Source organism: Pseudomonas sp. Ant30-3 (genome assembly GCF_000690905.1).
Classification (GTDB): Bacteria; Pseudomonadota; Gammaproteobacteria; order Pseudomonadales; family Pseudomonadaceae; genus Aquipseudomonas.
This window is the reverse complement of sequence record NZ_JMCL01000079.1, coordinates 1-24,189: the sequence shown is the minus strand read 5'-3', so window position 1 is coordinate 24,189 and position 24,189 is coordinate 1. Positions and strand designations below refer to the sequence as shown.

Annotated in this window: 28 protein-coding genes and 1 pseudogene; 15 read left to right on the top strand and 14 right to left on the bottom strand. The window is 59.3% G+C overall.

What is annotated here, in order from left to right; genetic code table 11:
* Nucleotides 1-18: 18 nt before the first annotated feature.
* Nucleotides 19-315 carry a DUF2388 domain-containing protein gene (locus DU29_RS0119015; RefSeq protein ID WP_028623104.1) on the bottom strand — a complete coding sequence of 99 codons (297 nt, stop codon included), beginning with the start codon at nucleotides 313-315 and terminating at the stop codon, nucleotides 19-21.
* Nucleotides 316-563: 248 nt separating this feature from the next.
* Between DU29_RS0119015 and DU29_RS0119010 the strand changes: the two genes are divergently transcribed.
* Nucleotides 564-1,160: a DinB family protein gene (locus DU29_RS0119010; protein ID WP_028623103.1), complete on the top strand. Its 597-nt coding sequence runs from the start codon at nucleotides 564-566 to the stop codon at nucleotides 1,158-1,160.
* A 37-nt stretch (nucleotides 1,161-1,197) separates the two neighbouring features.
* On the opposite strand, the gene DU29_RS0119005 is transcribed toward DU29_RS0119010, so the two are convergent.
* Entirely contained in the window at nucleotides 1,198-2,082 is an 885-nt protein-coding gene (locus tag DU29_RS0119005) for a LysR substrate-binding domain-containing protein (RefSeq protein WP_028623102.1), read from the bottom strand.
* A gap of 115 nt (nucleotides 2,083-2,197) precedes the next feature.
* On the opposite strand from DU29_RS0119005, the gene DU29_RS0119000 reads away from it, so the two are divergent.
* Genes DU29_RS0119000 through DU29_RS0118990 form a run of 3 tightly spaced genes read left to right on the top strand, consistent with a single transcriptional unit; the run spans nucleotide 2,198 to nucleotide 4,467 of the window.
* Nucleotides 2,198-3,214, top strand: coding sequence for an aldo/keto reductase (locus tag DU29_RS0119000; protein ID WP_028623101.1), 1,017 nt, complete (start codon nucleotides 2,198-2,200; stop codon nucleotides 3,212-3,214).
* 2 nt (nucleotides 3,215-3,216) lie between these two features.
* Nucleotides 3,217-4,014: an SDR family NAD(P)-dependent oxidoreductase gene (locus DU29_RS0118995; protein WP_028623100.1), complete on the top strand. Its 798-nt coding sequence runs from the start codon at nucleotides 3,217-3,219 to the stop codon at nucleotides 4,012-4,014.
* A 42-nt stretch (nucleotides 4,015-4,056) separates the two neighbouring features.
* Entirely contained in the window at nucleotides 4,057-4,467 is a 411-nt protein-coding gene (locus tag DU29_RS0118990) for an SRPBCC family protein (protein ID WP_028623099.1), read from the top strand.
* Nucleotides 4,468-4,731: 264 nt separating this feature from the next.
* Here DU29_RS0118990 and DU29_RS0118985 read toward each other — a convergent pair whose 3' ends face one another.
* Complete coding sequence (locus DU29_RS0118985) at nucleotides 4,732-6,126, bottom strand: sensor histidine kinase (RefSeq protein ID WP_028623098.1); 1,395 nt, start codon at nucleotides 6,124-6,126, stop codon at nucleotides 4,732-4,734.
* Nucleotides 6,104-6,787: a response regulator transcription factor gene (locus DU29_RS0118980; RefSeq protein ID WP_028623097.1), complete on the bottom strand. Its 684-nt coding sequence runs from the start codon at nucleotides 6,785-6,787 to the stop codon at nucleotides 6,104-6,106. Before DU29_RS0118980 ends, DU29_RS0118985 begins: the two co-directional genes overlap by 23 nt.
* 277 nt (nucleotides 6,788-7,064) lie before the next feature.
* On the opposite strand from DU29_RS0118980, the gene DU29_RS0118975 reads away from it, so the two are divergent.
* From DU29_RS0118975 to DU29_RS0118965, 3 genes are all read left to right on the top strand, one after another.
* The gene (locus DU29_RS0118975) at nucleotides 7,065-7,994 is read left to right on the top strand and encodes a hypothetical protein (RefSeq protein WP_028623096.1); all 930 of its coding nucleotides are present in this window, start codon (nucleotides 7,065-7,067) and stop codon (nucleotides 7,992-7,994) included.
* A gap of 493 nt (nucleotides 7,995-8,487) precedes the next feature.
* On the top strand, nucleotides 8,488-8,892 hold the full coding sequence (locus tag DU29_RS0118970; RefSeq protein WP_028623095.1) for a TraR/DksA family transcriptional regulator: 405 nt from the start codon (nucleotides 8,488-8,490) through the stop codon (nucleotides 8,890-8,892).
* Nucleotides 8,893-9,053: 161 nt separating this feature from the next.
* Nucleotides 9,054-10,697, top strand: coding sequence for a methyl-accepting chemotaxis protein (locus tag DU29_RS0118965; RefSeq protein WP_442961317.1), 1,644 nt, complete (start codon nucleotides 9,054-9,056; stop codon nucleotides 10,695-10,697).
* Between the two features lie 142 nt (nucleotides 10,698-10,839).
* Here the strand turns inward: DU29_RS0118965 and DU29_RS0118960 are convergent, their stop codons facing one another.
* Nucleotides 10,840-11,076, bottom strand: a complete 237-nt coding sequence (locus DU29_RS0118960) for a DUF2789 family protein (protein WP_028623093.1) — start codon at nucleotides 11,074-11,076, stop codon at nucleotides 10,840-10,842.
* Between the two features lie 337 nt (nucleotides 11,077-11,413).
* Here DU29_RS0118960 and DU29_RS0118955 point away from each other — a divergent pair, with 337 nt between their 5' ends.
* The gene (locus tag DU29_RS0118955) at nucleotides 11,414-12,046 is read left to right on the top strand and encodes a hypothetical protein (RefSeq protein WP_028623092.1); all 633 of its coding nucleotides are present in this window, start codon (nucleotides 11,414-11,416) and stop codon (nucleotides 12,044-12,046) included.
* Complete coding sequence (locus DU29_RS0118950; RefSeq protein ID WP_028623091.1) at nucleotides 12,039-12,617, top strand: hypothetical protein; 579 nt, start codon at nucleotides 12,039-12,041, stop codon at nucleotides 12,615-12,617. The genes DU29_RS0118955 and DU29_RS0118950 overlap by 8 nt, the downstream gene beginning before the upstream one ends.
* 97 nt (nucleotides 12,618-12,714) lie before the next feature.
* On the opposite strand, the gene DU29_RS0118945 is transcribed toward DU29_RS0118950, so the two are convergent.
* Nucleotides 12,715-12,945 carry a hypothetical protein gene (locus tag DU29_RS0118945; protein WP_028623090.1) on the bottom strand — a complete coding sequence of 77 codons (231 nt, stop codon included), beginning with the start codon at nucleotides 12,943-12,945 and terminating at the stop codon, nucleotides 12,715-12,717.
* 130 nt (nucleotides 12,946-13,075) lie between these two features.
* A complete protein-coding gene (locus tag DU29_RS0118940; RefSeq protein ID WP_028623089.1) occupies nucleotides 13,076-13,348 on the bottom strand; it encodes a hypothetical protein in 273 nt (90 codons plus the stop codon).
* Nucleotides 13,349-13,778: 430 nt separating this feature from the next.
* Here DU29_RS0118940 and DU29_RS0118935 point away from each other — a divergent pair, with 430 nt between their 5' ends.
* The 4 genes and pseudogenes from DU29_RS0118935 to DU29_RS1000000133355 all read left to right on the top strand — a co-directional run.
* On the top strand, nucleotides 13,779-14,228 hold the full coding sequence (locus DU29_RS0118935) for a hypothetical protein (protein ID WP_033050693.1): 450 nt from the start codon (nucleotides 13,779-13,781) through the stop codon (nucleotides 14,226-14,228).
* A complete protein-coding gene (locus tag DU29_RS0118930; protein WP_028623087.1) occupies nucleotides 14,228-14,431 on the top strand; it encodes a hypothetical protein in 204 nt (67 codons plus the stop codon). Before DU29_RS0118935 ends, DU29_RS0118930 begins: the two co-directional genes overlap by 1 nt.
* Before the next feature lie 115 nt (nucleotides 14,432-14,546).
* Complete coding sequence (locus tag DU29_RS0118925) at nucleotides 14,547-15,563, top strand: ABC transporter substrate-binding protein (RefSeq protein ID WP_028623086.1); 1,017 nt, start codon at nucleotides 14,547-14,549, stop codon at nucleotides 15,561-15,563.
* A gap of 136 nt (nucleotides 15,564-15,699) precedes the next feature.
* Nucleotides 15,700-15,849: pseudogene (locus DU29_RS1000000133355) on the top strand (DUF3995 domain-containing protein); the annotation flags it as partial.
* Between the two features lie 20 nt (nucleotides 15,850-15,869).
* On the opposite strand, the gene DU29_RS0118920 reads toward DU29_RS1000000133355, so the two are convergent.
* The 7 genes from DU29_RS0118920 to DU29_RS0118890 all read right to left on the bottom strand — a co-directional run bounded on the left by DU29_RS0118920 (nucleotide 15,870) and on the right by DU29_RS0118890 (nucleotide 23,103).
* Nucleotides 15,870-16,232 carry a Na+/H+ antiporter subunit G gene (locus DU29_RS0118920; RefSeq protein WP_028623085.1) on the bottom strand — a complete coding sequence of 121 codons (363 nt, stop codon included), beginning with the start codon at nucleotides 16,230-16,232 and terminating at the stop codon, nucleotides 15,870-15,872.
* The gene (locus DU29_RS0118915; protein ID WP_028623084.1) at nucleotides 16,229-16,507 is read right to left on the bottom strand and encodes a K+/H+ antiporter subunit F; all 279 of its coding nucleotides are present in this window, start codon (nucleotides 16,505-16,507) and stop codon (nucleotides 16,229-16,231) included. The genes DU29_RS0118920 and DU29_RS0118915 overlap by 4 nt, the downstream gene beginning before the upstream one ends.
* Complete coding sequence (locus DU29_RS0118910; RefSeq protein WP_028623083.1) at nucleotides 16,504-16,992, bottom strand: Na+/H+ antiporter subunit E; 489 nt, start codon at nucleotides 16,990-16,992, stop codon at nucleotides 16,504-16,506. Before DU29_RS0118910 ends, DU29_RS0118915 begins: the two co-directional genes overlap by 4 nt.
* Nucleotides 16,989-18,674 (bottom strand): monovalent cation/H+ antiporter subunit D, encoded by a 1,686-nt coding sequence (locus DU29_RS0118905; RefSeq protein WP_028623082.1) that lies wholly within the window; start codon nucleotides 18,672-18,674, stop codon nucleotides 16,989-16,991. Before DU29_RS0118905 ends, DU29_RS0118910 begins: the two co-directional genes overlap by 4 nt.
* Nucleotides 18,671-19,015 (bottom strand): Na+/H+ antiporter subunit C, encoded by a 345-nt coding sequence (locus tag DU29_RS0118900; RefSeq protein ID WP_007986256.1) that lies wholly within the window; start codon nucleotides 19,013-19,015, stop codon nucleotides 18,671-18,673. Before DU29_RS0118900 ends, DU29_RS0118905 begins: the two co-directional genes overlap by 4 nt.
* On the bottom strand, nucleotides 19,015-21,933 hold the full coding sequence (locus tag DU29_RS0118895) for a monovalent cation/H+ antiporter subunit A (RefSeq protein WP_028623081.1): 2,919 nt from the start codon (nucleotides 21,931-21,933) through the stop codon (nucleotides 19,015-19,017). Before DU29_RS0118895 ends, DU29_RS0118900 begins: the two co-directional genes overlap by 1 nt.
* Before the next feature lie 174 nt (nucleotides 21,934-22,107).
* Nucleotides 22,108-23,103 (bottom strand): DMT family transporter, encoded by a 996-nt coding sequence (locus DU29_RS0118890; RefSeq protein WP_177326973.1) that lies wholly within the window; start codon nucleotides 23,101-23,103, stop codon nucleotides 22,108-22,110.
* A 15-nt stretch (nucleotides 23,104-23,118) separates the two neighbouring features.
* Between DU29_RS0118890 and DU29_RS0118885 the strand changes: the two genes are divergently transcribed.
* Both DU29_RS0118885 and DU29_RS01000000130185 read left to right on the top strand, forming a co-directional pair.
* A complete protein-coding gene (locus DU29_RS0118885; RefSeq protein WP_028623079.1) occupies nucleotides 23,119-23,682 on the top strand; it encodes a helix-turn-helix domain-containing protein in 564 nt (187 codons plus the stop codon).
* Nucleotides 23,683-23,736: 54 nt separating this feature from the next.
* The coding region (locus tag DU29_RS01000000130185) for an FAD/NAD(P)-binding protein (protein ID WP_033050692.1) at nucleotides 23,737-24,189 on the top strand (453 nt) is incomplete at its 3' end.

Here is a 24,189-nt window from a genome sequence, read left to right as displayed (position 1 = left end):
AAATCACGGCCAGGCCATTTACTGAGCAAGAATGGCCTGAGCCAGTTCTGCGTCGCTCGCCGTCAACCCAGGATTTTTCTGACGAATATCCTGCATTACCGACTCCAGATACACGCCGCGAATCGTGCCGCCACTGGCAACGAAACTGGAAGCGTCATCCCGGGCGGGGATCATCATTTTGTCATCCTTGAACGTCGAATACAGCGAAGCGGAGACACCCGCCGACGTGGCAACATCTTTTGCGTCAACATCGGCCAAGGCCGAACCAACGGGCAAGCACAGCACGAGCGAAGAGATGAGTAACAGACGGCGCATAACGGTGTCCTCCGACAACATAAAGCGTAAGGGATGTATTACACAGTCTAGGATCGATTACGCAGGTCTGTAGTTCCGGGCCACATAAATAATCAATTTTGCCAACTGCATCACCGCAGATCAGTTGGGCGGGCAGGTCGCTACCCTCCGTTGCACGCAAGTGATCCCGACCGATGATCAGCCTTTGCGCGGGCAGGCGTCACGCGGGCTATGCTTGGCAGTGCGCCCATCACCATGGGAGAACTGCAATGCTCAACCTACGCACTGCCCGCATGCTGACTGATTACAAACGCTGGGCCGACCGGCGCCTGTTTGACAGCCTGGCAGCCCTGCCGCCGGGTGAGGTCTATAAAGACCGCGTCTCGGTGTTCAAGAACATGATTGGTACCCTCAATCACATCTACATCGTGGACTGCATCTGGCAGGCCCACCTCGACGGCCGAGGCCACGGTTTCAAGACGTCCCACGATCTGCTGCACCCGGATTTGCCGGAGCTACGCCTGGCACAAAACGACATCGATAACTGGTACTGCAAATGGACCGCCTGGCAGACAGATGCGTCGCTGGAAAAAGCGGTCGAATTCACTTTTGTTTCCGGCGAAAGCGCCACCATGAGCGCCGGCGAGATGCTCCTGCACGTCGTCAATCACGCCAGCTATCACCGTGGCTGGGTGATCCAGATGTATTTCGAGATACCGGCCATGCCGCCAGTAACTGACATGCCGGTGTACTTGCGCGAAGCCGCCCCGGGTGCTTTTCTCTCGCTTGATCGACCGGCAATGGCGCCGACATGTGTGGGTAGATACGCGAGCGCAACCAACGTTTTGCCGGATCGTTATCGTTGAAGCAGTCCCACACCATGGACCGCTAGGACAGCACTATCTACTCCGTCAACACCTTGCGAAACGTCTCCACCAACGGCCGCAGATTGATCCGGTGCCACGCCGCCCACAGCGGCGTGGTAAAGGAAATCCACGGCACTTCCCGCAAGACCACTCCCGGCGGTGCGTTGCGGCTCAGGCCTCTCTGGATCATCGCGACGCCGAGTCCCGACGCCACCAACCCCAGTGCAGTAAAGGGTTCAGTGGCCTTCATGCGGATGTCCGGGGTGAAACCGGCGCGGATGCAGGCGCTGACGAAGTCGTCGTGGCTGGCCGCATTCTGGCGATGCTGCACGCCGATCCATTCCTGCTCCGCGAGATCTGCCGGTGCCAGTGTAGGCTGCTGCGCCAGCGGATGATGCTCGGGCAGGGCCAGCAACATCGGGTCGTCGAGCACCTGAAATCCGAGCAAATCCGGGTCGTCACCGACCGGTGGTTCGCTGACCAGGGCGATATCGAGACTACGCTGACGCAGCCCTTCGAGCTGCTCGGCAGAGCTCAGGTTGTACAGCGCGATATGCACGCTCGGCCGCTCTGCGCGCAGCACTCGCAAGGCATTCGGCAAGACGCCGGCGTGCATGGCGTTCTCGATGTAGCCGATGCACAAACCGCCTTCTTCCCCGCGACCCAGGCGTTTGCCGAGGGATTCCAGACGATTGGCGTGGGTCAGCAGGGCACGGGTTTCGGCGAGGAACGTCTGGCCGTCGCGTGTCAGGCGAATGCGCTGCTGGCTGCGTTCGAACAGGGTCAGGCCCAGGCGTTCTTCAAGCTGAGCGATCTGCCGGCTCAGCGGCGATTGGGAAATATGCAGGCGCTCGGCGGCGCGACCGACGTGTTCTTCTTCGGCGACCGCTACGAAATAGCGCAATTGGCGGATGTCGATCATGTCAGACCTACGGGGACTCAAGTGCTGCAGATTATGTCTTGGACGGTCCGACCACCGCAATCTACGATCTGCTCAATGGTCATCAACGACCTCTGAGCATTACGAGGATTGAATCATGAGTCTGAAAGACAAACTGCCGGGTGCACTCGGTTTTGGCACCGCGCCATTGGGCAACATGTTCCGCGCCATTCCCGAAGAAGAAGCGCAGGCCACCGTGCACGCCGCTTGGGATGCTGGCGTGCGCTACTTCGACACCGCGCCGTTTTACGGCTCGGGCCTGTCCGAGATTCGCCTGGGCACCGCGTTGTCTCAGTACAACCGTGACGATTACGTGCTGAGCAGCAAAGTCGGCCGGGTGATCCTCGATGAAATCGAAGACGCTGCGGCGCGTGATCTGGGTGAGAAGAGCGGGGTGTTCGAGCACGGTCGTGCGAACAAAATCGTTAACGACTACAGCGCCGACGCGACGATGCGCTCGATTGAAGACAGTTTGAAGCGTCTGCAAACCGATCGCCTGGACATCGTCTGGGTGCATGACATCGCTCAGGATTTCTATGGTGATCAGTGGCTGGAATATTTCAACCAGGCGCGTACCGGCGCGTTCAAAGTCCTCACCCGGTTGCGCGAAGAAGGCGTGATCAAGGGCTGGGGGCTGGGCGTGAACAAGGTCGAGCCTTGTGAGTTGACGCTTGATCTGAGCGAAGCACAGCCGGATGGCTTTCTCCTGGCCGGTCGCTACACGCTGCTCGACCATGATCGCGCGCTGCAGCGGTTGATGGACGCTGCCTTGGCGCAGAGCGTCGAGATCGTGGTCGGCGGCCCGTACAGTTCGGGCATCCTTGCCGGCGGTGCGCATTTCGAATATCAGCAAGCCAGCCCGGCGATTGTACGCAAGGTCGAGCAGATCAAACGCATCGCAGCGGCGCATGGCGTCGATATCAAAGCAGCGGCGTTGCAATTCTCGTTGGCCAACCCGGCGGTGGCGGCAGTGATCCCGGGCTCCAGTCGTCCGGGGCGGATCGCGGAAGACGTTGCGGCATTGTCGGCCGTCATTCCAGCGGCGTTCTGGCAGGCGATGCGCGAGGCCAAACTGGTCTGCGAGCGTGCGCCGTTACCGACGACAGGAGCATGAGCATGAAGATTGATTTGAGCGGAAAACTCGCCATCGTCAGCGGCAGCACTGCCGGTATCGGCCTGGGCATCAGCAAGGCACTGGCCGAATCCGGCGCCGCGGTGGTGGTGATCGGGCGCGACGCGGCCAAGGTCGAGGAGGCCCTGGCGAACATTCGTCAAAGCGTTCCCGATGCACAACTGCGAGGTTTGACTGCTGACCTGGGCACCGCTGAAGGCGCCGAGCAATTGTTTGCCGCCGAGCCGCGCGCCGACATCCTGGTGAACAACCTCGGGATCTTCAACGAGGTGGATTTCTTTGATACGCCAGACAGTGAATGGACGCGGTTTTATGAGGTCAACGTCATCTCCGGCGTGCGTCTGTCGCGGCATTACGCGCCGGGCATGGTCAAGCAAGGGTGGGGCAGGGTGATCTTCCTGTCCTCGGAATCCGGCATCGCAATCCCGGCCGATATGCTCAACTATGGCGTGACCAAGAGCGCTAACCTTGCGGTGTCCCATGGTTTGGCCAAGCGCCTGGCCGGCACCGGTGTGACGGTCAACGCGGTTCTGCCCGGACCGACCTTGACCGATGGGCTGGAGCAGATGCTCAAAAGCGCTACCGCTGCGTCGGGCCTTAGCGTTCAGGAGGAGGCCGACGCGTTTGTGCGCAAGGCTCGTCCGACGTCGATCATTCAGCGCGTGGCGCAGGTGGAAGAGGTTGCGAATCTGGTGGCGTACATTGCTTCGCCGTTGTCCTCGGCCACCACGGGCGCGGCTCTGCGGGTCGACGGCGGTGTCGTCGACAGCATGGCGATTTGAATTTTCAGTTCATCTATAGAAAGTATTGAGAGAGAAAAATGTATGGCGACTGCATCAGCGACGATCGATATTCCGGCTTCGGCCGATAAAGTGTGGCAGTTGATCGGCGGCTTCAATTCGCTGCCGGACTGGCTGCCCTTCATTGCTCAGAGCGAATTGAGCGAAGGCGGGCGCGTGCGCAGCCTGCGTACGGCGGATGGCGCCGAAGTGGTGGAACGTCTGCGCACCTTTGACGACGCGGCGAAAACGTACAGCTATTCGATTGTGCAGGCACCATTCCCGGCCACGGATTATCTGGCGACGATCCTGGTGGAGACTGAAGGCGAGGGCGCTCGCGTGACCTGGTCGGGGCGTTTTGCACCGCAAGGCGTGAGCGAAGAAGAAGTGGTGGCGTTGTTCAGCGGGATCTATCAGGGCGGGCTTGAGGCCCTTCGAGGCAACTTCCCGGCCTGATAGTCACAACCGTCGGCAGGCGCAGAGCTTGCTCGCGAAAGCGGTGGGTCGTTGGCCAATGCGTGCCTGACCGAACGCTATCGCTGGCAAGCCAGCTCCTACAGGTTTTGTGGGTGGTTTGTAAGTTTTGGTACGACTCAAATCCGTAGGAGCCGGCTTGCTGGCGATGGCGGTGGCGATATTGATGTTGATGTTGAGGCCAATGGTGAATGTACAACCGCCATCGCGAGCTAGCTTTGCTCAGACGGCGGACAGTGGACAGGGTCAGGTCTGGGGGATCAGGCGTTGTTGGCAATCGAGCATCAACAGCGCGCCGCCGAGTTCACTTGCGCCGACCTCTAGCTTAAAGCCGTGAAGGCTGACAATCGCTGCAACGATCGATAAACCCAGGCCAAATCCGCTCTGTGGATGGCCACCTTCAGCGCGATAAAAGCGCTGGAACACTGCCTCACGTTCCGCCATCGCAATCCCCGGGCCGGAGTCGAGCACCTCGATTCGCGTGCACCCGCCTTCGTCACTCCCTCGCAAAATCACCTCGCCCCCCGGCGGTGTGAACTTGATCGAGTTGCTGAGCAAGTTCGCCAGTGCCTCGAATAACAACGCTCGATCACCGTACAGCGGCGGCAACGCGTCAGACAATTGCAGACGAAAAACCAATTCGCCTTCTTCCGCGAGCGGCAGGTAAAAGTCGTGCAGTTCCTGCAACAACGGCTTCGGATCGAGCTGCACAAAACCGGAACGCCGCTGCCGGTCCTCCAGTTCTGAAATGCGCAACAAACCGCGAAAGCGCGCCATCAATGTGTCTGCTTCAGCCAGCACCGAGTCCAGTTGCACCGCCAGCGGCGAACCGTCCTCGGCGTGCTGTTGAATCCGGTAAAGCTGCGCGCGCAAGCGCGTCAGCGGGGTGCGCAAATCGTGGGCGATGTTGTCACAGACACCTTTGACTTCATTCATCAGACGTTCGATGCGTTCAAGCATGGCGTTGACGATGGCGGCGAGCATGTCGAGTTCGTCGCGGCGGTTGGACAGCGGCAGACGTCGGGTCAGGTCGCCGGCAACGATCGCTTCGGCGCTGGCCTGAATCGCGCGAATGCGCTGCAGAGGCCGGCGGCGCAGCAAGTGCCAACCGATGATGCCCGGCACAATGGTCAGGCTCATGCCCCAGAGCAAGGCGTGCAGGATGATCCGGGTCACCGCAAACAGCGAGCCGTTGTCGCGCATCAGAATCAGCCAGCGACCGTCTTTGGCCTGGGTCGCCACAGCGTCGCAGCTGTCCCTGGGCAACGTCGGGTCATCGGAATCGGCGCAGTCGCTGAGCATGTGGATCTTGCCGTCCAGGGGCAGGCCTTCGGGGATCTGTCGCAAGGCGCCGCTGAGGTAACGATGCTCGGCGTCGAACAGGCCATAAGCGTCGATGCCGCGAATGTCGAAGGTCATGCTGACGGCGAGGGCGTCAACCAGTTGCTCGCCGGAGAATCGTGAAAACAGATGCTGACGTTGCATCAGCGAATGTTTGGCAAGGTTGTCCAGATACGAAGACACCTCGTAATACATGACCCCCATGAGGATCGCGCTCCAGACCACGAACAGCGAACTGTACAGCCCCAGCAAGCGGCTGCTGGAAGAGCGCCAGCCGTTAGAGGGGTTCGGCAATGACATAACCCGAACCTCGCACAGTCCGGATCAGTGGGACATTGCCGGGCGGGTCGATCTTCTTGCGCAGGCGGCCGATGTGCACGTCGATCAGGTTGGTGCCAGGGTCGAAGTGATAGCCCCAGACCTCCTCGAAAATCATCATCCGCGAAAGGATCTGCCCGGTATTGCGCATCAGGAACTCCAGCAGTTTGTATTCGGTAGGCAACAAGGTGAGCAACTGGTCGGCACGGCTGGCTTCATGACTGATCAGGTTCAGCTCCAGGTCGGCGACCCGCAACGTGGTCGCTTGCGCGGTGACGTTGTTCTGCCGACGCAGCAGGACTTCGACCCGAGCGGCCATTTCGTCGGTGGCGAACGGCTTGGTCAGGTAGTCGTCACCGCCGGCGCGCAAGCCGCGTACTCGCTCGTCGACATCGGAGAGGGCGCTGATCATTAGAATCGGCGTGGTCACGCCCATGGTCCGCAGGGTGGTGACGATCGTCAGGCCATCCAGCTCGGGCAGCATGCGATCCAGGGTGATCAGGTCATAGTCACCACTGACCGCGCGTCTCAGGCCTTCGCGGCCATTGTCGACCCAGTCGACATCGAGGCCATGGCTGCTCAGTTCGGCAACAATTTCCCGGGCGGTCACAACGTCGTCTTCAATGGTCAAGATGCGGGTCATAGGTGGCCTGATTTGCGGTTCACGACAGTGCTCGACATTTTGCCTACAAATCTGCGTTTGATTCCTGAAAAAAACTTCATGAAATGTCGCTGTTTCTGCAATGCATAAAACCCGCTACTCAGTGCCATTTCTTGCAAATTGCATGGTGGAAGGAAATTCCAAATATCTAACTTGCTGAAAATAAACGAGTTATTAGTCGCACCAAATTGGCACGCTGACTGCAATCACTCTTTCAACAACATGTAACAGCATCTTTCCTGCCTGGAGCGAAAAAACAATGATTAGATCCTCGGATGGTTTCTATCCTGCCGCAGAAGAATCGAACGCCAGATCAGGCGTTTCCTGGGGCGCGATTTTCGCAGGGGCCGCAGCTGCGGCGGCGTTGTCGTTGATCCTGGTGTTGCTCGGCTTCGGTCTGGGCTTCTCGGCAGTTTCTCCTTGGGCCAATGAAGGCGTCAGCGCCAAAGGCCTGGGCATCTCAACCATTATCTGGCTGGCATTTACACAAATCGTCGCATCCGGTCTGGGCGGTTACATCGCCGGTCGTCTGCGTGTGAAGTGGGCCAACATGCACGGTGATGAAGTCTACTTCCGGGACACCGCACATGGCTTCCTGGCCTGGTGTGTTGCCACGCTGGTGACTGCGACCCTGGTGGTCGGTTCGGTCAGCAGCATCGTCAGCGGTGGCGTGCAAGCCGGCGCCAGTGCAGTGGGCGGCGCAGCGAGTGCAGCGACGCAAGCAGCCGGTACAGCTGCCAGCAATACCGACAGCGATCAGTACGGCTACTTCGTCGACAGCCTGTTCCGTGATGATCGTCCAGTCGCTGTCAGCGATGACGCTGCCCGCAGCACCGTGACCCGCATCTTTGCGCGCGGCCTCAGCGAGGGTCAATTGTCTGCAGAAGATCGCACCTACCTGGCGCAACTGGTTGCTCAACGGACCAACCTGAGCCAGGCCGATGCTGAACGTCGTGTCGATGAAGTGTATGCACGGACCCAGAAAGCCATTGCTGACGCCAAGCAGGCTGCCAAGGAAGCTGCCGACACCGCCGCTAAAGTCGCTGCCATGACCGCGCTGTGGATGTTCGTCGCACTGCTGATTGGTGCTTTCTTCGCCAGCTTCGCTGCAACCTTTGGTGGTCGTCGTCGGGATGCCGTTGAGTACCTCGAAACCGATGCCTACGTGACCCCAACTCAAGTTCGTTAATAAGGAGTACTCCCATGCGCTCATTACTGCTGCTGTTCCTGGGCATCCCGATCCCGATCATCATCCTGATTGCGTTGCTGACATAAAATTGTTCTGAGGCTTATGCCTCCGCCGCTTCCGCCTTTGGTGGAAGCGGTTTTTTTATGGCTGGTCAGTCAGATCTGTTTTTCGGTTCATCCATCGACCATCGCCGCCGATACCTCATCACGCCGAGCCGTTTGTCTTCTATATACAGCCGCTCAGTTGAATTTCTTGCTATAAACGCACTCCGATAATCACCGCAACGGTTGCCATAGAGCAGTTTCCGGGCTTTGTCGGCCAAATTCGCTGAGTTTTCAGTTGCTGGGGCCTCGACTCGGCCTTAGACTGCCGCCCCTCGTAAATTGAGTGCCGGGTGGCGCTTGGAATAAATGGCGCCTTTCCGCTGGCCAGACCTGGTCTGCCGGATCGCTCCCTAATTCGCCTTAATGCACGTTTTTTTATAGAGATATCAATGACAAAGGACAAGTTGCTGGCCATGCCGGCGGATGACTACATGAATGCCGAGCAACATGCTTTTTTCTCCGAGCTGTTGAAGAACATGAAAGTCGAAACCCACGAGCGCATCGAACAGAATCGCATCGCCATCGAGAGCCTGGACACCCCGGCCGATCCGGCTGACGCTGCTTCTGTTGAAGAAGAGCGCACCTGGCTGGTAAACGCGATCGATCGCGATCAGCGTATGCTGCCTCAGTTGGAACAGGCGCTCGAGCGCATCAAGGAAGACAGTTTTGGCTGGTGCGACGACAGCGGCGAGGCCATTGGCCTCAAGCGTCTGCTGATCAGCCCGACCACCAAATACTGCATCGAAGCTCAAGAGCGTCACGAACAGATCGACAAGCACCAGCGTCAGGCCTGATTTCGTAACGCCCCGCATCGCGGGCAAGCCTTACTCTTGACGGAGTCAGGCTTGCCCGCGATGCTTTTTTTCGTCTGCAGAAAAGTGTCGTCTGTATTTGTTGATCTGCTGCAAGGCCCACGACTAACGGACCATAGATAATGGCGTTGTAGTGGCGTTTAATGCGCAGACAACAATTACAAACGACGTGGGGTGACGAAATGACGAGAGACGGATCTCTGGCTAAGGCCGTGCCTGCACCACTGCCTGCCGCGAAAACCCGCTGGCTGTCACCGACGCTGCAAAGCATCGCCCTGATGCTGTTGGTGTGCGGCCTGACGCTGGGTAGCTGGCCACTTTACGTTGGGCTGCCAGTGGCGGTCATGGTCGTCTGGCTGCCCCGACTGCGCGCGCGGGCGGTTCCCGAGGAAACTTCCGACGGTGGCGCGAGCGCGATGGCCGAGCTGACGCGTGATCTTTCCTACACTACCAGTCACAACGCACTGTCAGCCGCCGGCGTCGCATTCTCGGTCCGGCAACTGGCCGACAAGCTGCAATCGCAACTCGGCGCGGCGGCGCGAATTGTCAGTAACGCCGAAGTGATGATCGCCACCGAACAAGCCACCTCGACCCTCAGCCGCGATGCACTCAGTGCGGCGAGCGAAGCGCATGAAAGTAGCGCGGCCGGCAGCGCCGAGTTGAACGAGTCGATCACGCGCATGCATCAGCTCAGCGAACGTGCCAATAGCAGCCGCGAACTGATCGAAGCGCTCAGTGTGCGCAGCGACGATATCCAGCGCGTCACGCTGGTGATTCAATCCATCGCCAGCCAGACCAATTTGCTTGCGTTGAACGCGGCCATCGAGGCTGCAAGGGCAGGGGAGCACGGCCGTGGTTTTGCGGTGGTGGCCGATGAGGTTCGTGGACTGGCCGCGCGTACGGCGACTGCGACAGGTGAGGTCGGTGAGATGGTCGCCGATATCCAACGGCGCACGGCACAAGTCGTCGAGCAGATTCGCCAGCTGTCCAGCGACCTCGACATCGGTGTCGAGCAGGTCGAACGCACCGGTTCGCATCTGCAAAACATCGCCCGTCTGGCGGCGGGGGTTGAACGTCAGGTCAGCGAAATCGCCGAGGGCGCCAACACCAATCGCGAGCAACTCGACAGCCTGTTCCACGCCATCGAGCAGATGCGCAGCGACCTGGCGATCAGCGATCAGCAAACTCAGCGCCTCGCCGAGGCGGCGGTGCAGATGGAAGGGCAGGCTGAAACCATCAGCGAACGCCTCGCCGAAGTCGGTCTGGATGATTACCACCAGCGCATTTATGACCTGGCCCTCGAAGGGGCCAATCAGATCGCGGGACGCTTTGAAACGGATATCGACGAAGGCCGGGTCAGCCTCGACGACTTGTTTGATCGCAATTACCAGGCAATTCCCAACACCAGCCCGGCGAAATTTCAGACGCGTTTTGATCGTTACACCGACCAGGTTCTGCCGGCCATTCAGGAACCTTTGTTGCCGCGCCATGAGGGCCTGGTATTTGCGATTGCCTGCACGCAGCAAGGTTATGTGCCGACGCACAACAAGGTATTCAGCCAGCCGCTGACCGGCGATGTGCAGGTTGATACCTTGCAGAACCGCACCAAACGAAAATTCGCCGACCGCACGGGCATTCGTTGCGGCAGTCATCAGCAGGCGGTGCTGCTGCAGACTTACACTCGGGACACCGGAGAATTGATGCACGACTTGTCCGTGCCAATCATGGTGAAGGGCCGGCATTGGGGCGGTCTGCGGTTGGGGTACAAGCCGGAAAACCCACGTTGATGCGTGGCTGCTTTTCGGTGTTGAGGCGTGGGATGCATGAGACGTTTTGGTACGACACAAATCCGTAGGAGCCGGCTTGCTGGCGATGGCTGCGGTGAAGGTGATGCCTCCATCGCTGGCAAGCCAGCTCCTACAAAGGATGTTATTTGCCGTTGTGCAAACGTACGTTCAACTCGTCGACCATCATGGCTTCTTCGCCGTCGGCCAGTAACCATTCCTTGAGAAGTTGGGTTTGGTGCGGTTCCCAGAAATCCGCTTCTGACACTTTAGTCTCTGGCTCCAGTTGATGTGCTTCGATGAAGTCATCAATGGCGCTCCCTTCAGTCGGCAAGCCCAGTTGAGCGAACAGGGTTTCCAGATCGTGTGCGGGCAGATCCATATTTATCTCCTCAGAATGTTCCGGTCGCATCAAATACGCGATCGACAAATGCAGTGTCATTGCATCTGAGGGAAAGGTGCGCCAAGAGTTCGAACGGGTTGGAACGCTTCCAGCGAATTCCGCACAATGATGGCAATAGGCTATTGATTAACATCATTCGTGCGATTACGATGCCGTCGCGTTTTTGGCGTCATAGAGCCGCCATGCGAAAAGTCCGTACATGGATGTAGGCGACACACCTTCTGGTTTCCGGCCTTGCAGCGCCGATCCGGCCACTCCTTGCGCGAATTCTTTCGAGCCGACGCATCTCCGATCCCGCATGAAAAGGATGTAAGCAGTGAAGCGTCTTATGTATCTGATGGCCATCGCGCTTGGCCTGTCATTGACCGGTTGTGTGTCGTTCACACCGCTGGGCCCCATCGGCGAGCCCTTGCAGCCCGCGTCATCGACGCTTGACCGCAGTGCCGAAATCCGCGATGTGGTGATCTCAGCACCCAAGCTGGACGAGAGTGCACGCGCCAACGGCAGCCGGCAATTGACCGAGCAGATCAGTACCTACGTCGACAAGAGCGACTATTTCAAGCGAGTCGTCGTATTCCCGGCCAAGGCGGGTGAAGACGATGTGGTGCTCAGGTTCAACCTGACGTCGCTCGCTGGCAAACGCACCATGCACCCGGCGTACATCCCCGGTGCTTTGCTCACATTGACCATCTGGATCTGGGTCGATGGCCCTATCTATGTCGACAAGTACGACCTGGCCGGCGAACTGATCATCGAAGACCGCCACGGCAAGCAACTGGCGAAGTCGGTCGAGCAGGTCAAGCTCGACAAGAATGTCGGTCTGTGGAACGCCGATTACTTGAATCCACGACTGGGCGGTACTCAATTGCGCGAACTGATCGCCCAATTGCTGGCCACTGCCACGCCACAATTGCAGACAACGTCCAGGGAACTCGCCGCCCATGAATAAGTACTTTTTGCTGATCTTGTTACTGGTCAGCAGTACCCTGACCGGCTGCATCTCTTATTCCAAGCACGAGCTGGCAGCGGTCGAACAGTGGCCGCCGGCCCAGGCCCGACAGGACAAACCGACAGCCTACCTGCACGTCACCACACAACAGCAGTTCAACGGTGAACTGGCGGGTGGCGGCGGCAACGCGGCGCTGGTGGAAAAGAGCATGCTCGACACCTTCAAGGAGTCTGGCCAGTTTAAAAACGTCACCACCGACAAAGTCGAATCGAATCTGTATGTGACCAGCACCTTGACCAACAACGAGCAGGGCAATCTGGCCAGTGCCTTTTTGACCGGTTTTACACTCTTCGTGATTCCAACGACCTTCAGCAACACTTACACGCTGGAAACGCTGTTCAAGGATCAGGACGGCAAGTTGCTCGGAAAAATCGTCAAGCAGGAGAGCACCCGCACCTGGATGCAGGTTCTGTTAATCGTTGGGCTACCGTTCAATGAACGCGGCGACGGCCTACTCAAACACCTTACCCAGAGCACGCTGGATGAAGCAGTCAAACGCAAATTGATCTGAAATTTCTGTTGAAAAAGGCGTGTAACCCTTGCGGTTGACACGCCTTTTTTCTGTCCAGGGTTCAGCCATTCGGCCGCTTCGAATAAACTCCACCTCTTTAGGCTTTCAAAGCCCCTGCATCGACGGCGTCCTTGAGTTCTTTTGCCGAATCCGCTGCAGCAACGGCCGCACCTTCCGACGTCTTGAACCAGCGGTCTTTTTCGACTTGATGATAAGTCACAGCTGTCAGTGGTGGTTTGGCGCGCATTACAATGACTGCCTGGAATTCGCCATCGACTTCTCTGGCTTCGCCCCGGATAAAAAATTCACCGATATCAAATTCCGTCACTTAGCAGCCTTCCCTTGGAATTTGTCTGTTGTGTAGAAAGCCGCCCGGCCCGGGAACGGATTCATTGGTCGCGCAGTATGGCAGTAGTTGCATGCCGACGGCTGAGATAAGTCGTCGGCATGACGAAGCGTCATTGAAACGAGGTGGCGGAGCTATTCATGCGCCATTCAAGTGCCCGGGCGAGGGCGCACGCTTCATTGTGGTTGCTGCGGAATCCTCTTACATGGCCTGTGGAGATTTCCTTGATATGGAAGAAGGAATTGCCGGCCAATATCACTTGAAAACGCGGAATGGTCTGCCGTTCCTCGGGCCCGGCTGCATCGCCGAATAACGCGGGATGCAGTGTCGAAACGTTGCGCATAGGTGTCGCATGGGTCGGAACGTAGTGGGTCAGGGTGCTCATAGGAAGTCCTTTTCGGTGTTTTGCCGACGTGTGTACGTAGTTTTGAGTAGTCTGCGGGAGCATCGCTGCTCTAGAATCACCCTCACTGGTTGGCGATTGATCACATCTAAAGCAATTTTTTGCCGCCGATATGTAAGAAAAGTGCCTTTTTCGAAGCGCCTTTTCCCTAAGATCTGTAATCCGTTTTTTTCTGGCAACCAACAGGGCTTTTTCCTTCAGCTTTTGGCGAAGGCCTGGCGAGACGACGTGCAAGACTTTCCATTAGTCTTCACGCACTTCGCGACGAATGAGCGCTCAGCTCCTCTCGGGACGCCAACCGGGTCATTTGGCGACACCATCGGCATTGCCGCTTTTTTCTGCTGTGCGTTCTTCTGCGTGCGGCATCATTTTCAGATGTGGGGATGTTTCCTTGGCAGTAAGTAATCTCGATATGCATGCTTTGTTCGTGCTGGGTGATCTGCGAGCGAAGCTGGTTAAACAATTCCAGTCGCGTTTTGTTTACGTCACCGAACAGAACGCCGAAGGCATTTACATTGCCGAACTCGACACTGAGTCCGCTTTGGTGGTGGACGACAAACCCGGACTGAAACTCAAGGTTGGCGATCATTTCAGCGCCGCCGTGCTGCCAAGTCGCGAAGGCGGCAAACTGGAAATCCGCTTCCGCGAAATCAAAATGACCGTGTACGGGCTGGGCGACTATGCCTTTGTCACCACGGCCGACGGCGAGGCGGTGATTTTCAAGGAAGGCCACAGCGTGGTGATGGTGTTCGCTGCTCACCAGCAATTGCAGGAAGGCTTGACCAAGACACTCAAAGCAGTGACAGCCAAGGCTGCCAAGTGGCGTAAAGGCGAGCTCATCACCTTCAAGGCCAGCGAGTAATGCCGCTGACTCGCGCCGATTTTCATCTGCAAAACCTGGCCACCGCTCAAGCGGAAGCCCAGCGTCTGTTCAGTCAGAAAGTAGTGCTGCAGGGCGCGTGGCTTGGGTGGGTTGCCTCGCAGATCTACACGTTGCAGCCGGCGGAATACGCCAGCATGGTTCGCCGAGAACTGGCGCGACTGCAGGAAACGTGCGGAAAATAATCCGCCCCCCTCGAAAGCAGGAACCTCTACTACAGTCAGTTGACTGAGTATTCTGAGGCTTGCGGTCTTCGTCAGGCCATCCTGCTATTGCTGTGAACAGCACGAGGTGCAAAGCATGAACGGATTTCGACGGCTGCTGGCCGCTACGTTGGCCACTTTCGGTTTGCTGGTGTCGCCCACCCCGGTCTTCGCCGCCCAAGCGCCGATCCACTTTGCCGATCTGAACTGGGAGAGCGGCAGCCTGATCACCGATATCCTGCGCATCATTGTCGAGAAGGGCTACGGTCTGCCGACTGATACGCTGCCGGGAACCACCATCACGCTGGAAACCGCACTGGCCAACAACGATATACAGGTGATCGGCGAAGAATGGGCTGGTCGCAGCCCGGTCTGGGTGAAGGCAGAAGCAGAGGGCAAGGTCGTTGGTCTCGGCGATACCGTCAAAGGCGCGACCGAGGGCTGGTGGGTGCCCGAATATGTCATCAAGGGCGATCCGGCCAGGGGCATCAAACCGATGGCGCCCGACTTGCGCAGTGTGACCGATCTGCCCCGTTACAAAAGCGTCTTCAGCGACCCGGAATCACCGGGCAAAGGCCGCTTCCTCAACAGCCCGATCGGCTGGACTTCCGAAGTCGTCAACAAGCAGAAACTCAAAGCCTATGGCCTCGACGACAGCTATGTGAACTTCCGCAGTGGCTCCGGCGCTGCGCTGGATGCAGAGATCAGTTCATCGATCCGCCGTGGCAAACCGATATTGTTCTACTACTGGTCGCCGACTCCGTTGCTTGGCCGCTTCAAGCTGATTCAGCTGGAAGAGCCGGCGTTCGATGCCGAGGCCTGGAAGACCTTGACCGACGCTGATAATCCCAATCCGAAACCGACCCGCTCACTGGCCTCGAAGCTGTCCATTGGCGTGTCCACGCCATTCCAGAAAGAGTATCCGCAGATCGCCGAGTTTTTCAGCAAGGTCGATTTCCCGATCGATCCTCTGAACAAGGCGTTGGCGGACATGAGCGAAAAACACACGCCACCGCGTCAGGCTGCGGAAGCGTTCATGAAGGCTCATCCAGACGTCTGGCAGGCCTGGTTGCCGAAGGATGTGGCGGACAAGGTGTCGGCTGGGCTCAAATAAATGGCCGGGGCGGGTGTAACCCGTAACTGTGGGAGCAAAGCTTGCTCGCGATGCTTTCAAAGCCACACCTGCGCCGTGCACTTCGAGAAATGCCAACTAGGATGATTGTTCAAATCCTTTTTCGGGATTTTTGACCATGACGTTCTTGTTGGCTCAGTGGCTGGTGTCGATTTTCGCGACGATCTGGCTGATCCATGTGTAATGGGCGCTGGGCGGCCGGTGGGCGGCCATTTCCGCGGTGCCGCAAGTGCCAGCGGAAGGCAGCAGCCACGCGCGACCCGCGTATATAGCCCGCGTCCGGCGAATCTAACTCCGACCTTCCGTGTGCCGACTGCTCACTTCGGCCGGCACATCATCCCCGGCCATGCGCTTGCGAAACAGTGCCGCCCGCGCCAGCAACAGAGTGGTCACCGGCACGGTAATCGCCAGCAGGATCGGAATCAGCCAGGCATGCAGGACAGGTGCAGACTTCAGCGCGGAAAAGTAGATGATTGACGCCAGCGCCACACACCACGCGCCCAGCGTTGTGGCAAGCGCGGGTGGATGCATGCGTTGAAAAAAGTCCTTCAGTCTTAAAAGGCCGACAGCACCCAGTAGCGCGAACAGGCTGCTGAGCACCAGCAGGATCGCCACCGACACTTCTACCCACATAGACAGTTCAGCGTTCACTCGATCACCTCGCCACGCAGCAGGAATTTCGCCAGGGCAAACGAGCCCACGAAGCCGAACAGCGCGATCAGCAGCGCCGCTTCAAAGTACGTATCACTGGCATAACGGATACCCAGGGTCAGCATCATCAGCATCGCGACGATGTACAGATAATCCAGGGCCAGCACCCGATCCTGCGCCGATGGGCCTTTGAACAGGCGCGCCAGGGTCAGCACCATTGCCAGCGAAAAGATGAACAGGCTCAACAGGATCGCATTCGACAGCAGCGGGCTCATTCGAAGATCTCCATCAATGGGCGCTCGTAGGTGTCCTTGAAGTGCTGGATGAACACCGCTTCATCTTCAAGATCGAACACGTGCAGCAATAAAATGCTGCGGTCCAGCGCCAGTTCCGACCAGACCGTGCCGGGCACCACCGTGCAGATCATCGCCAGTGCTGCCAAACCGTTGGCATCGTGCAGGTCCAGCGGCACTTTGATGAATGCCGAGCGCGGCGGTCGGCGACGGTCATTGAGGACGCTCCAAGCCACGGCGAGGTTGGACTTCACCACATCGCAAAGCACTAAAAAAAACAGCCGCACGATCACGCCGGGTCGACGAATGCGCGTCGGCAGTGGCCGCAACTTGCGCATCATCACCGGCGCGCACAACCCCAGCACGGCGCCCAGCAGCAGATGGCCGGGGCTCAGCGACAGGTTCAGCAGCAACCACAGCAGCCACAGCGCCAACGACAGCCACGGCGCGGGAAACAGACGCTTCATGGCAACTCCTCCACCAACGCCGCTCTGGCTTCGGGGCTGGGCACGGCGCGCGTGCCCATGACCGCGATCACGTATTGCTGCGGGTTGTTCAAGGCTTGCGCGGCAGACTGGGAGTACCGCAGCAGCGGTTCGGCCTTGAAAGTCAGCGCAACGCTCAAACCCAGCAGTGCGATGATCGGCAGGCATTCAAACAGGCGCAACGCTGGCGACGGCCGTTCTTCCGGCGTCCAGAAACGCTGGATGCCGACTCGCGAAAACGCGATCAGGGACGCCAGGCCGGACAGGATCAACAACGCCAGCAACCCCCACGCCGCATTCGACACCGGCTCGTCTGCGCCATTGCCCAGGCCCATCGGGTTGAGCAGGGCGCTCAGCAGGTTGACTTTGCCGATGAAGCCGGACAGTGGCGGCATGCCGATGATCAGCAAGGCACAGGCAATGAAACTCAAACCGAGAAAGGCCATGGTCCACGGGATCACTTGACCGACCACGGCTTTTTGTTCGTCATCGAGGTTGATGCCCTTGGGCGGTTGCAAGGACTCCATCGGCCGCGCGATCAGGTCGCCGTCGTCGTACAGGGGCATCTCGTTGGCTGAACGTGAACGCTCGATCAGCTCGGCCAGCAGGAACAGCGCACTCAGCGCCAGGGTCGAACTGACCAGATAAAACAGCGCAGCGCCGATCAGGTTCGGCTGGGCGAAACCGATCGCCGACAGCAGAATCCCCGCTGACACCAGGATGCTCAAACTGGCCATGCGCTCCAGACGCTGCGCAGCGAGGATCGCGACGGCAGCGCAAACGATGGTCGCCATGCCGCCATAAATCAGCCAGTCGCCGCCAAAATACGCCGACGCACCGGCCTCTCCGGAGAATAGCAGTGTCCACAAGCGCAGCAAGGTGTAGACGCCGACTTTGGTCATGATCGCGAACATCGCCGCCACGGGGGCGCTGGCCGCAGAATAAGCGGGTGCGAGCCAGAAATTCAGCGGCCACATCCCGGCCTTGGCCAGAAATGCCACGGCGAGAATCCCCGCGCCAGCGTGCAACAAGCCGCGATCGGCTTGCGGCACCAACGGGATTTTAAGCGCCAGATCGGCCATGTTCAGCGTCCCGGTGACGCCGTAGATCAGTGCCGCGCCGATCAGGAACAATGACGACGCCAGCAGGTTGATCGAGATGTAATGCAAACCTGACGACACCCGCGCGCGGCCCGAACCGTGCAGCATCAGGCCGTACGACGCGGCGAGCAGCACTTCGAAAAACACGAACAGGTTGAACAGGTCGGCAGTCAGGAAGGCCCCGTACAGGCCCATCAACTGAATCTGAAACAGCGCGTGAAAACTCGAACCGGCGCCGTCCCAGCGGGCCATTGCAAACAGCAGGGCGCAGACACCGATGATGCCGGTCAGCACCAGCATCATCGCCGACAACTGATCGACCACCAGCACAATCCCGAAAGGCACTTGCCAGTTGCCCGGCAGGTAGACGCCTATCGAGCCGGGCAGGCCGCTTGATTGCGTCCACAACAGCAACATCACGGAAATGCCCAACCCGATCAGGCTGGACAGCAGGTTGATTCGAGCCTTCAGCGGCCGGTGTTTCTCGCCCAGCAGCAGCATCACGGCGGCCGTCAGCAGCGGCAGCAGAATCGGAGCAGCAATCAGGTGTGCCATTGCATTCATTCTTTAGGCTCCCGGCCATCCACATGGTCGGTACCCGTCAGGCCCCGCGAGGCCAGCAGCACAACGAGAAACAACGCCGTCATGGCGAAGCTGATGACAATAGCGGTCAGCACCAAAGCCTGGGGCAACGGATCGGTGTAATGCAGAAGATCCTGCGGCACGCCGTCCTTGATGATCGGCTCCTTGCCGATAAACAGGCTGCCCATGCTGAAGATGAACAGGTTGACGCCGTAGGACAGCAGACACAGGCCCATGACCACTTGAAACGTTCGGGGGCGCAGGATCAGCCAGACGCCGGACGCGGCCAGAACGCCGATGGCGATCGCGATGACTTCTTCCATCAGACGGCTCCTTTGGTGGCGACGGATTTAGGCAGGGTCGCGTTTTTGTGGCCGCGAACGGATTGGTGAGCGATGGCCGTCAGGATCAGCAGCGTCGAACCGACCACCACCGAGTACACGCCGACGTCGAAGAACAGCGCGCTGGCGATGTGAATTTCGCCAAGCAGCGGCACGCTCAGGTGCCAGGTGTGAGTGGTCAGGAACGGGTAACCCACGGCCATTGCCCCGAGGCCGGTGACCGTTGCGGACAGCAAACCGGTGCCCATCCAGCGCAAGGGACGCAGATTCATTTGCGCTTCGACCCACTGAGTGCCCGCGACCATGTACTGCAGGATGAACGCCACCGACATCACCAGCCCCGCGACAAAACCACCGCCGGGCTGATTGTGGCCGCGCATGAACAGGTAGGCAGACACCACCAGCGCGATCGGCAACAGCAGGCGCACCAGCACCGCTGGAACCATCATGAAGCCCAGTGCGGTGTCGCTGGCCGAACGCGGGTTGACCAGATCGGTCGCCACGTCGGGCGCCAGCAAGCGCTGTTGGGTCGGCAGTTGCAGGCTTTCCTTGGGCGGGCGGAAGCGTCGCAGCAGGGCGAAAATGGTCAGGGCAACGGCCGCCAGCACGGTGATTTCGCCGAGGGTGTCGAAGCCACGGAAATCTACCAGCATCACGTTGACCACGTTGCTGCCGCCACCTTCAGGCAAGGCGCGGCTGAGGTAGAACGACGAAATATCGTTGGGCGTCTGGCGCGTGAGCATTGCGTACGACAGCAGAGCCATGCCGGCACCGACTGCAATCGACAGCAGCAGGTCCCGCAGACGACGGATGCGCGCCTTGCGCAAGGTGCTCGGCAGCGGCGTGACCTCTTCGATCCGCCGCGGCAACCAGCGCAAGCCGAGCAGGATCAGCACGGTGGTCACCACTTCGACCACCAGTTGTGTCAGCGCCAGGTCTGGCGCCGAGAACCAGACGAAGGTAATACACGTCATCAGGCCGCAGACGCTGACCATGGTCAGGGCCGCGAGCCGGTGATATTTGGCTTGCCACGCCGCGCCCAGTGCGCAGGCAATCGCCAGCACCCAGAGGGTCACGAACACGATCGAACCCGGGATCTTCGGCCGGTCGCCCCAGCTCAACTGGCTGTGCAGCATCGGGATCAACCCGGCCAGTACGGCCGCAACCACCATAAGGAACAATTGGGTTTGCAAGCGCCTTGTGCTCATCCGCCGTTCAAAACGTCGGGCCAGGCGCATCATGACCACCTGGCTGCGCTCGAACATGCGCTTGCCATTAAAATGGCCCACCACGGGCGGGTATTTGAAACGCCCGCGTTTCAGCTGTTTACGCAGCAACAGATAGAGCAAGATGCCGCCCGACATGGCGACCAGGCTCATGATCATTGGCGCGTTCCAGCCGTGCCAGATCGCCAGGCTGTATTCCGGCAACGTGCCGCCTACCACCGGCAGGGCAGCGGCGGACAGCAGCGGGCCGACCACTTGTGAGGGGAAAATCCCGACCACCAGGCAGGCGAACACCAGCAACTCGACCGGCGCGCGCATCCAGCGTGGTGGTTCGTGCGGGGTGTGCGGCAGGTTGGTGGCCGTGGGGCCGAAGAACACGTCGACGGTGAACCGCAACGAGTAGGCGACGCTGAAGATCCCGGCGATGGTTGCGACGATCGGCAAGGTCAGTTCGATCCAGGCGGTCGCATTGATAAACACGGTTTCCGCGAAGAACATTTCCTTGGAGAGAAAGCCGTTCAGCAACGGCACGCCCGCCATCGAGGCGCTGGCAACCATGGCCAGGGTTGCGGTGAACGGGATCAGTTTGATCAGCCCGCTGAGTTTGCGAATGTCACGGGTACCGCTTTCGTGGTCGATGATCCCCGCTGCCATGAACAGCGAAGCCTTGAACGTGGCGTGATTGAGAATATGGAATACGGCGGCCACTGCGGCCAGGGGGCTGTTCAGCCCGAGCAGCAAAGTGATCAACCCGAGGTGACTGATGGTCGAGTAGGCCAGCAGCCCTTTAAGGTCATTCTGGAACATCGCGCAGTACGCGCCGAGCAACAGCGTACAGGCACCGGCGCCGCTGACGATATAAAACCATTCTTCACTGCCCGACAGCGAAGGCCACAACCGTGCCAGCAGAAAGACCCCGGCCTTGACCATCGTCGCCGAGTGCAGATACGCCGACACCGGTGTCGGCGCGGCCATCGCGTGGGGCAGCCAGAAGTGGAAAGGGAATTGCGCGCTTTTACTGAGGGCGCCGATCAGAATCAGAGGAAGCAGGACAGGGTAGAGGGCATGTGCGCGAATCAGCTCACCGGCGGCCAGGACCTTGTCCAGGTCATAGCTGCCGACGACATGGCCGAGCAGCATGACCCCCGCCAGCAGGCACAACCCGCCCGCGCCCGTGACCATCAATGCCATGTAGGCACCGCGTCGCGCGTCGGCGCGGTGATGCCAATAACCGATCAACAGGAATGAGAAGAGGCTGGTCAGCTCCCAGAAAAACACGATCTGAATCAGGTTGCCGGAAATGACCAGGCCGAGCATGGCGCCCATGAACGCCAGGAAAAAGGCGAAGAATCGCGGTACCGGATCGTCCGGCGACATGTAGTAACGGGCGTACAGCGACACCAGCGTGCCGATGCCCAGCACCAGCATGGAGAACAGCCAGGCGAACCCGTCCATGCGCAGCACGAAGTTCAAGCCGAGGCTGGGCAACCAGAAAAATTCTTCACGAATGACCCCGCCATCGGCGATCTGCGGGTACAGCAGCGCCACCTGGATGGTGCCTATCAAGGCCACCAGGCCAGCCAGCAGGGATTCGGTGTTACGCGCGTTGTGCGGCAGCAGGGCTGCCAAACAGCTGCCGACAAAGGGCAGAAGCAGTAGAACTATCAGGGACATAGGCTTCTAATCTGCGGAAGTTTGTGAAGCATCATACGTGCCAGTCCCCGGATCACCAAACGTCAAGCTGTCGCAGAATCCTACAAGGTAGCCGGAAAATTCCTGTATTTCATTGTTTCAAAGGTCTGTATCGAGCTTAGCGAGAGGCCTTGCGGTTGCTGCAAATCTTGATGCTTAACCTTGGGTTTCCTGCTCTAGCGCTTCATTAGCCTCAACCTTTTTACCCTTGGTCTTCAACTCACTGACAATCACCGCCGCCACAATCAGCCCCGCGCCGAGCAATGCGATCGCCGGCAAACGCTCCCCTGCAAGACGCCCGACGATCCCGGCCCACACCGGCTCACCGGCGTAAATCAACGTCGCCCGGGTCGGCGAAACGCTTTTCTGCGCCCAGTTCATCGCCACTTGAATCGCCGCACTGGCGGCACCGAGGCCGAGCGCGCTGCCCAGCAGGAACCACGAAAAATCCGGGATCACTTCCTGGGTCGGCACCACCATCAGGAACGCCAGCACCGACGTGGTTGCCAATTGCACCACTGTCACCCGGCGCACATCGACCTGGCCGGCGTAGGCGCTGATCAAAATGATCTCTGCCGCGATCGCCACCGCGCTGATCAGCGTGACGATTTCACCCGGGCTGAAATTGAACGACGCGCCCGCCGGCCCGGACACCAGCATCAGCCCGGTGAACGCCAGCATGATGCCGATGCTCGGCATCAGCCCCGGGCGCCGGCCCAGTACCAACCATTGCAGCAGCGGCACGAACGGCACGTACAGCGCGGTAATGAATGCCGACTGGCTGCTGGGAATGCTCTGCAAGCCGACCGTCTGCAGGCCATAACCGAGCATGATCGCGACGCCGATAAACGCGCCCGCTCTGAGTTCGAATAGCGTCAGGTCGCGCAGATGACGCCAGGAGAACAGCGCAACGATCAACGCCGCCGCTGCGAATCGCAGGCCGACAAAAAACATCGGCCCGCTGACCGTCATCGCGTGTTGCACCAGCAGGAACGTGCCACCCCAGACCATCGTGATGACGACCAGCACGCATTCAGCTTTACTCAAGCGAGTGAAACGAGGAGAGGAGTTCAACGACGTCATAACCTTGCGCGCTACCTGTGGGCGACGCACAATGCGCCGAATGGTGCGCAGTATACTGCCCAACCCCATCCAGTGAGCAATATAGTGCACAAAGATTCCAGCCAACGAGCCTCAGTCCTGCAGCACGTCAGCCTTAACGTTCGACGTCTGCGCCATGCGGCCGACATGAGTCAGACCGCGCTCGCAGAAAAGTCCGGGGTCAGCCGCCGCATGCTGGTGGCTATCGAAGCCGGCGAGAAGAACGTCAGCCTGACCACCCTCGACCGTGTGGCGGAAGCGCTGGACGTCGCATTCAGCGATTTGATCCAGGCGCCCGACGCCCGCGATCCGAGCCGCATCAATGAGGTCGCCTGGGCCGGTAAGATTACCGGCAGCAAAGCCGTGCTGCTCTCCAAAGCCACCGCGACCCGAGAAGTCGAGCAATGGGAATGGTGCCTTCAACCGGGCGAAGTCTACCCGTCGCAAGCCGATGCCGAAGGCTGGAGTGAACAGATCTACGTATTTGCAGGTTGCCTGACACTGTTGTTAGGGGACACGCCGTACGAAATTGCGGCCGGCGAGTTTTATATGTTTGCCAGCAACCAGCCGCATGCTTATCGCAATGATGGGCCGGTGGCGGTGCAGTTTGTGCGCAATGTGGTGATTTAGTGTTCTGGTGGTCTGCAGAACTTTTTTTGGCGAACCCTGACCAGTGAGAGCGGCATGAGCAAAATCGACAGCGCATCGGAGCCAGCCGCCATTCGCCACGCAGACATCCTGATCATCGGCGGTGGCCTCAGCGGCGCCATGCTCGCGGCGCAGCTGTCGCGCCTGCCGGGCAAGCGCTCGGTGCTGGTGATCGAACCCCGCGCCGAACTCGGTCGGGGCGAAGCGTACAGTGCGGTCGAACTCGGCCATACGCTCAATGGCAACGCGGCGCGGATGAGCGTCGACCCCGACAACCCCGATGACCTCACGCAATGGCTCACCGCCTACATTGCCGCCGGCGGCTGGCCGCAATCCGATGAGCAACACGTGCCGGTCAGTGAACTGTTTCCGCCACGAGGGATTTTCGGCCTGTACGTGCAGCAGCGTCTGGCTGACGCGCGGGCGCAGGGCGCTGTCGAGGGTTCGACGATTGAACACGTGCAGGCAGAGGCGGTTGATCTGCACACC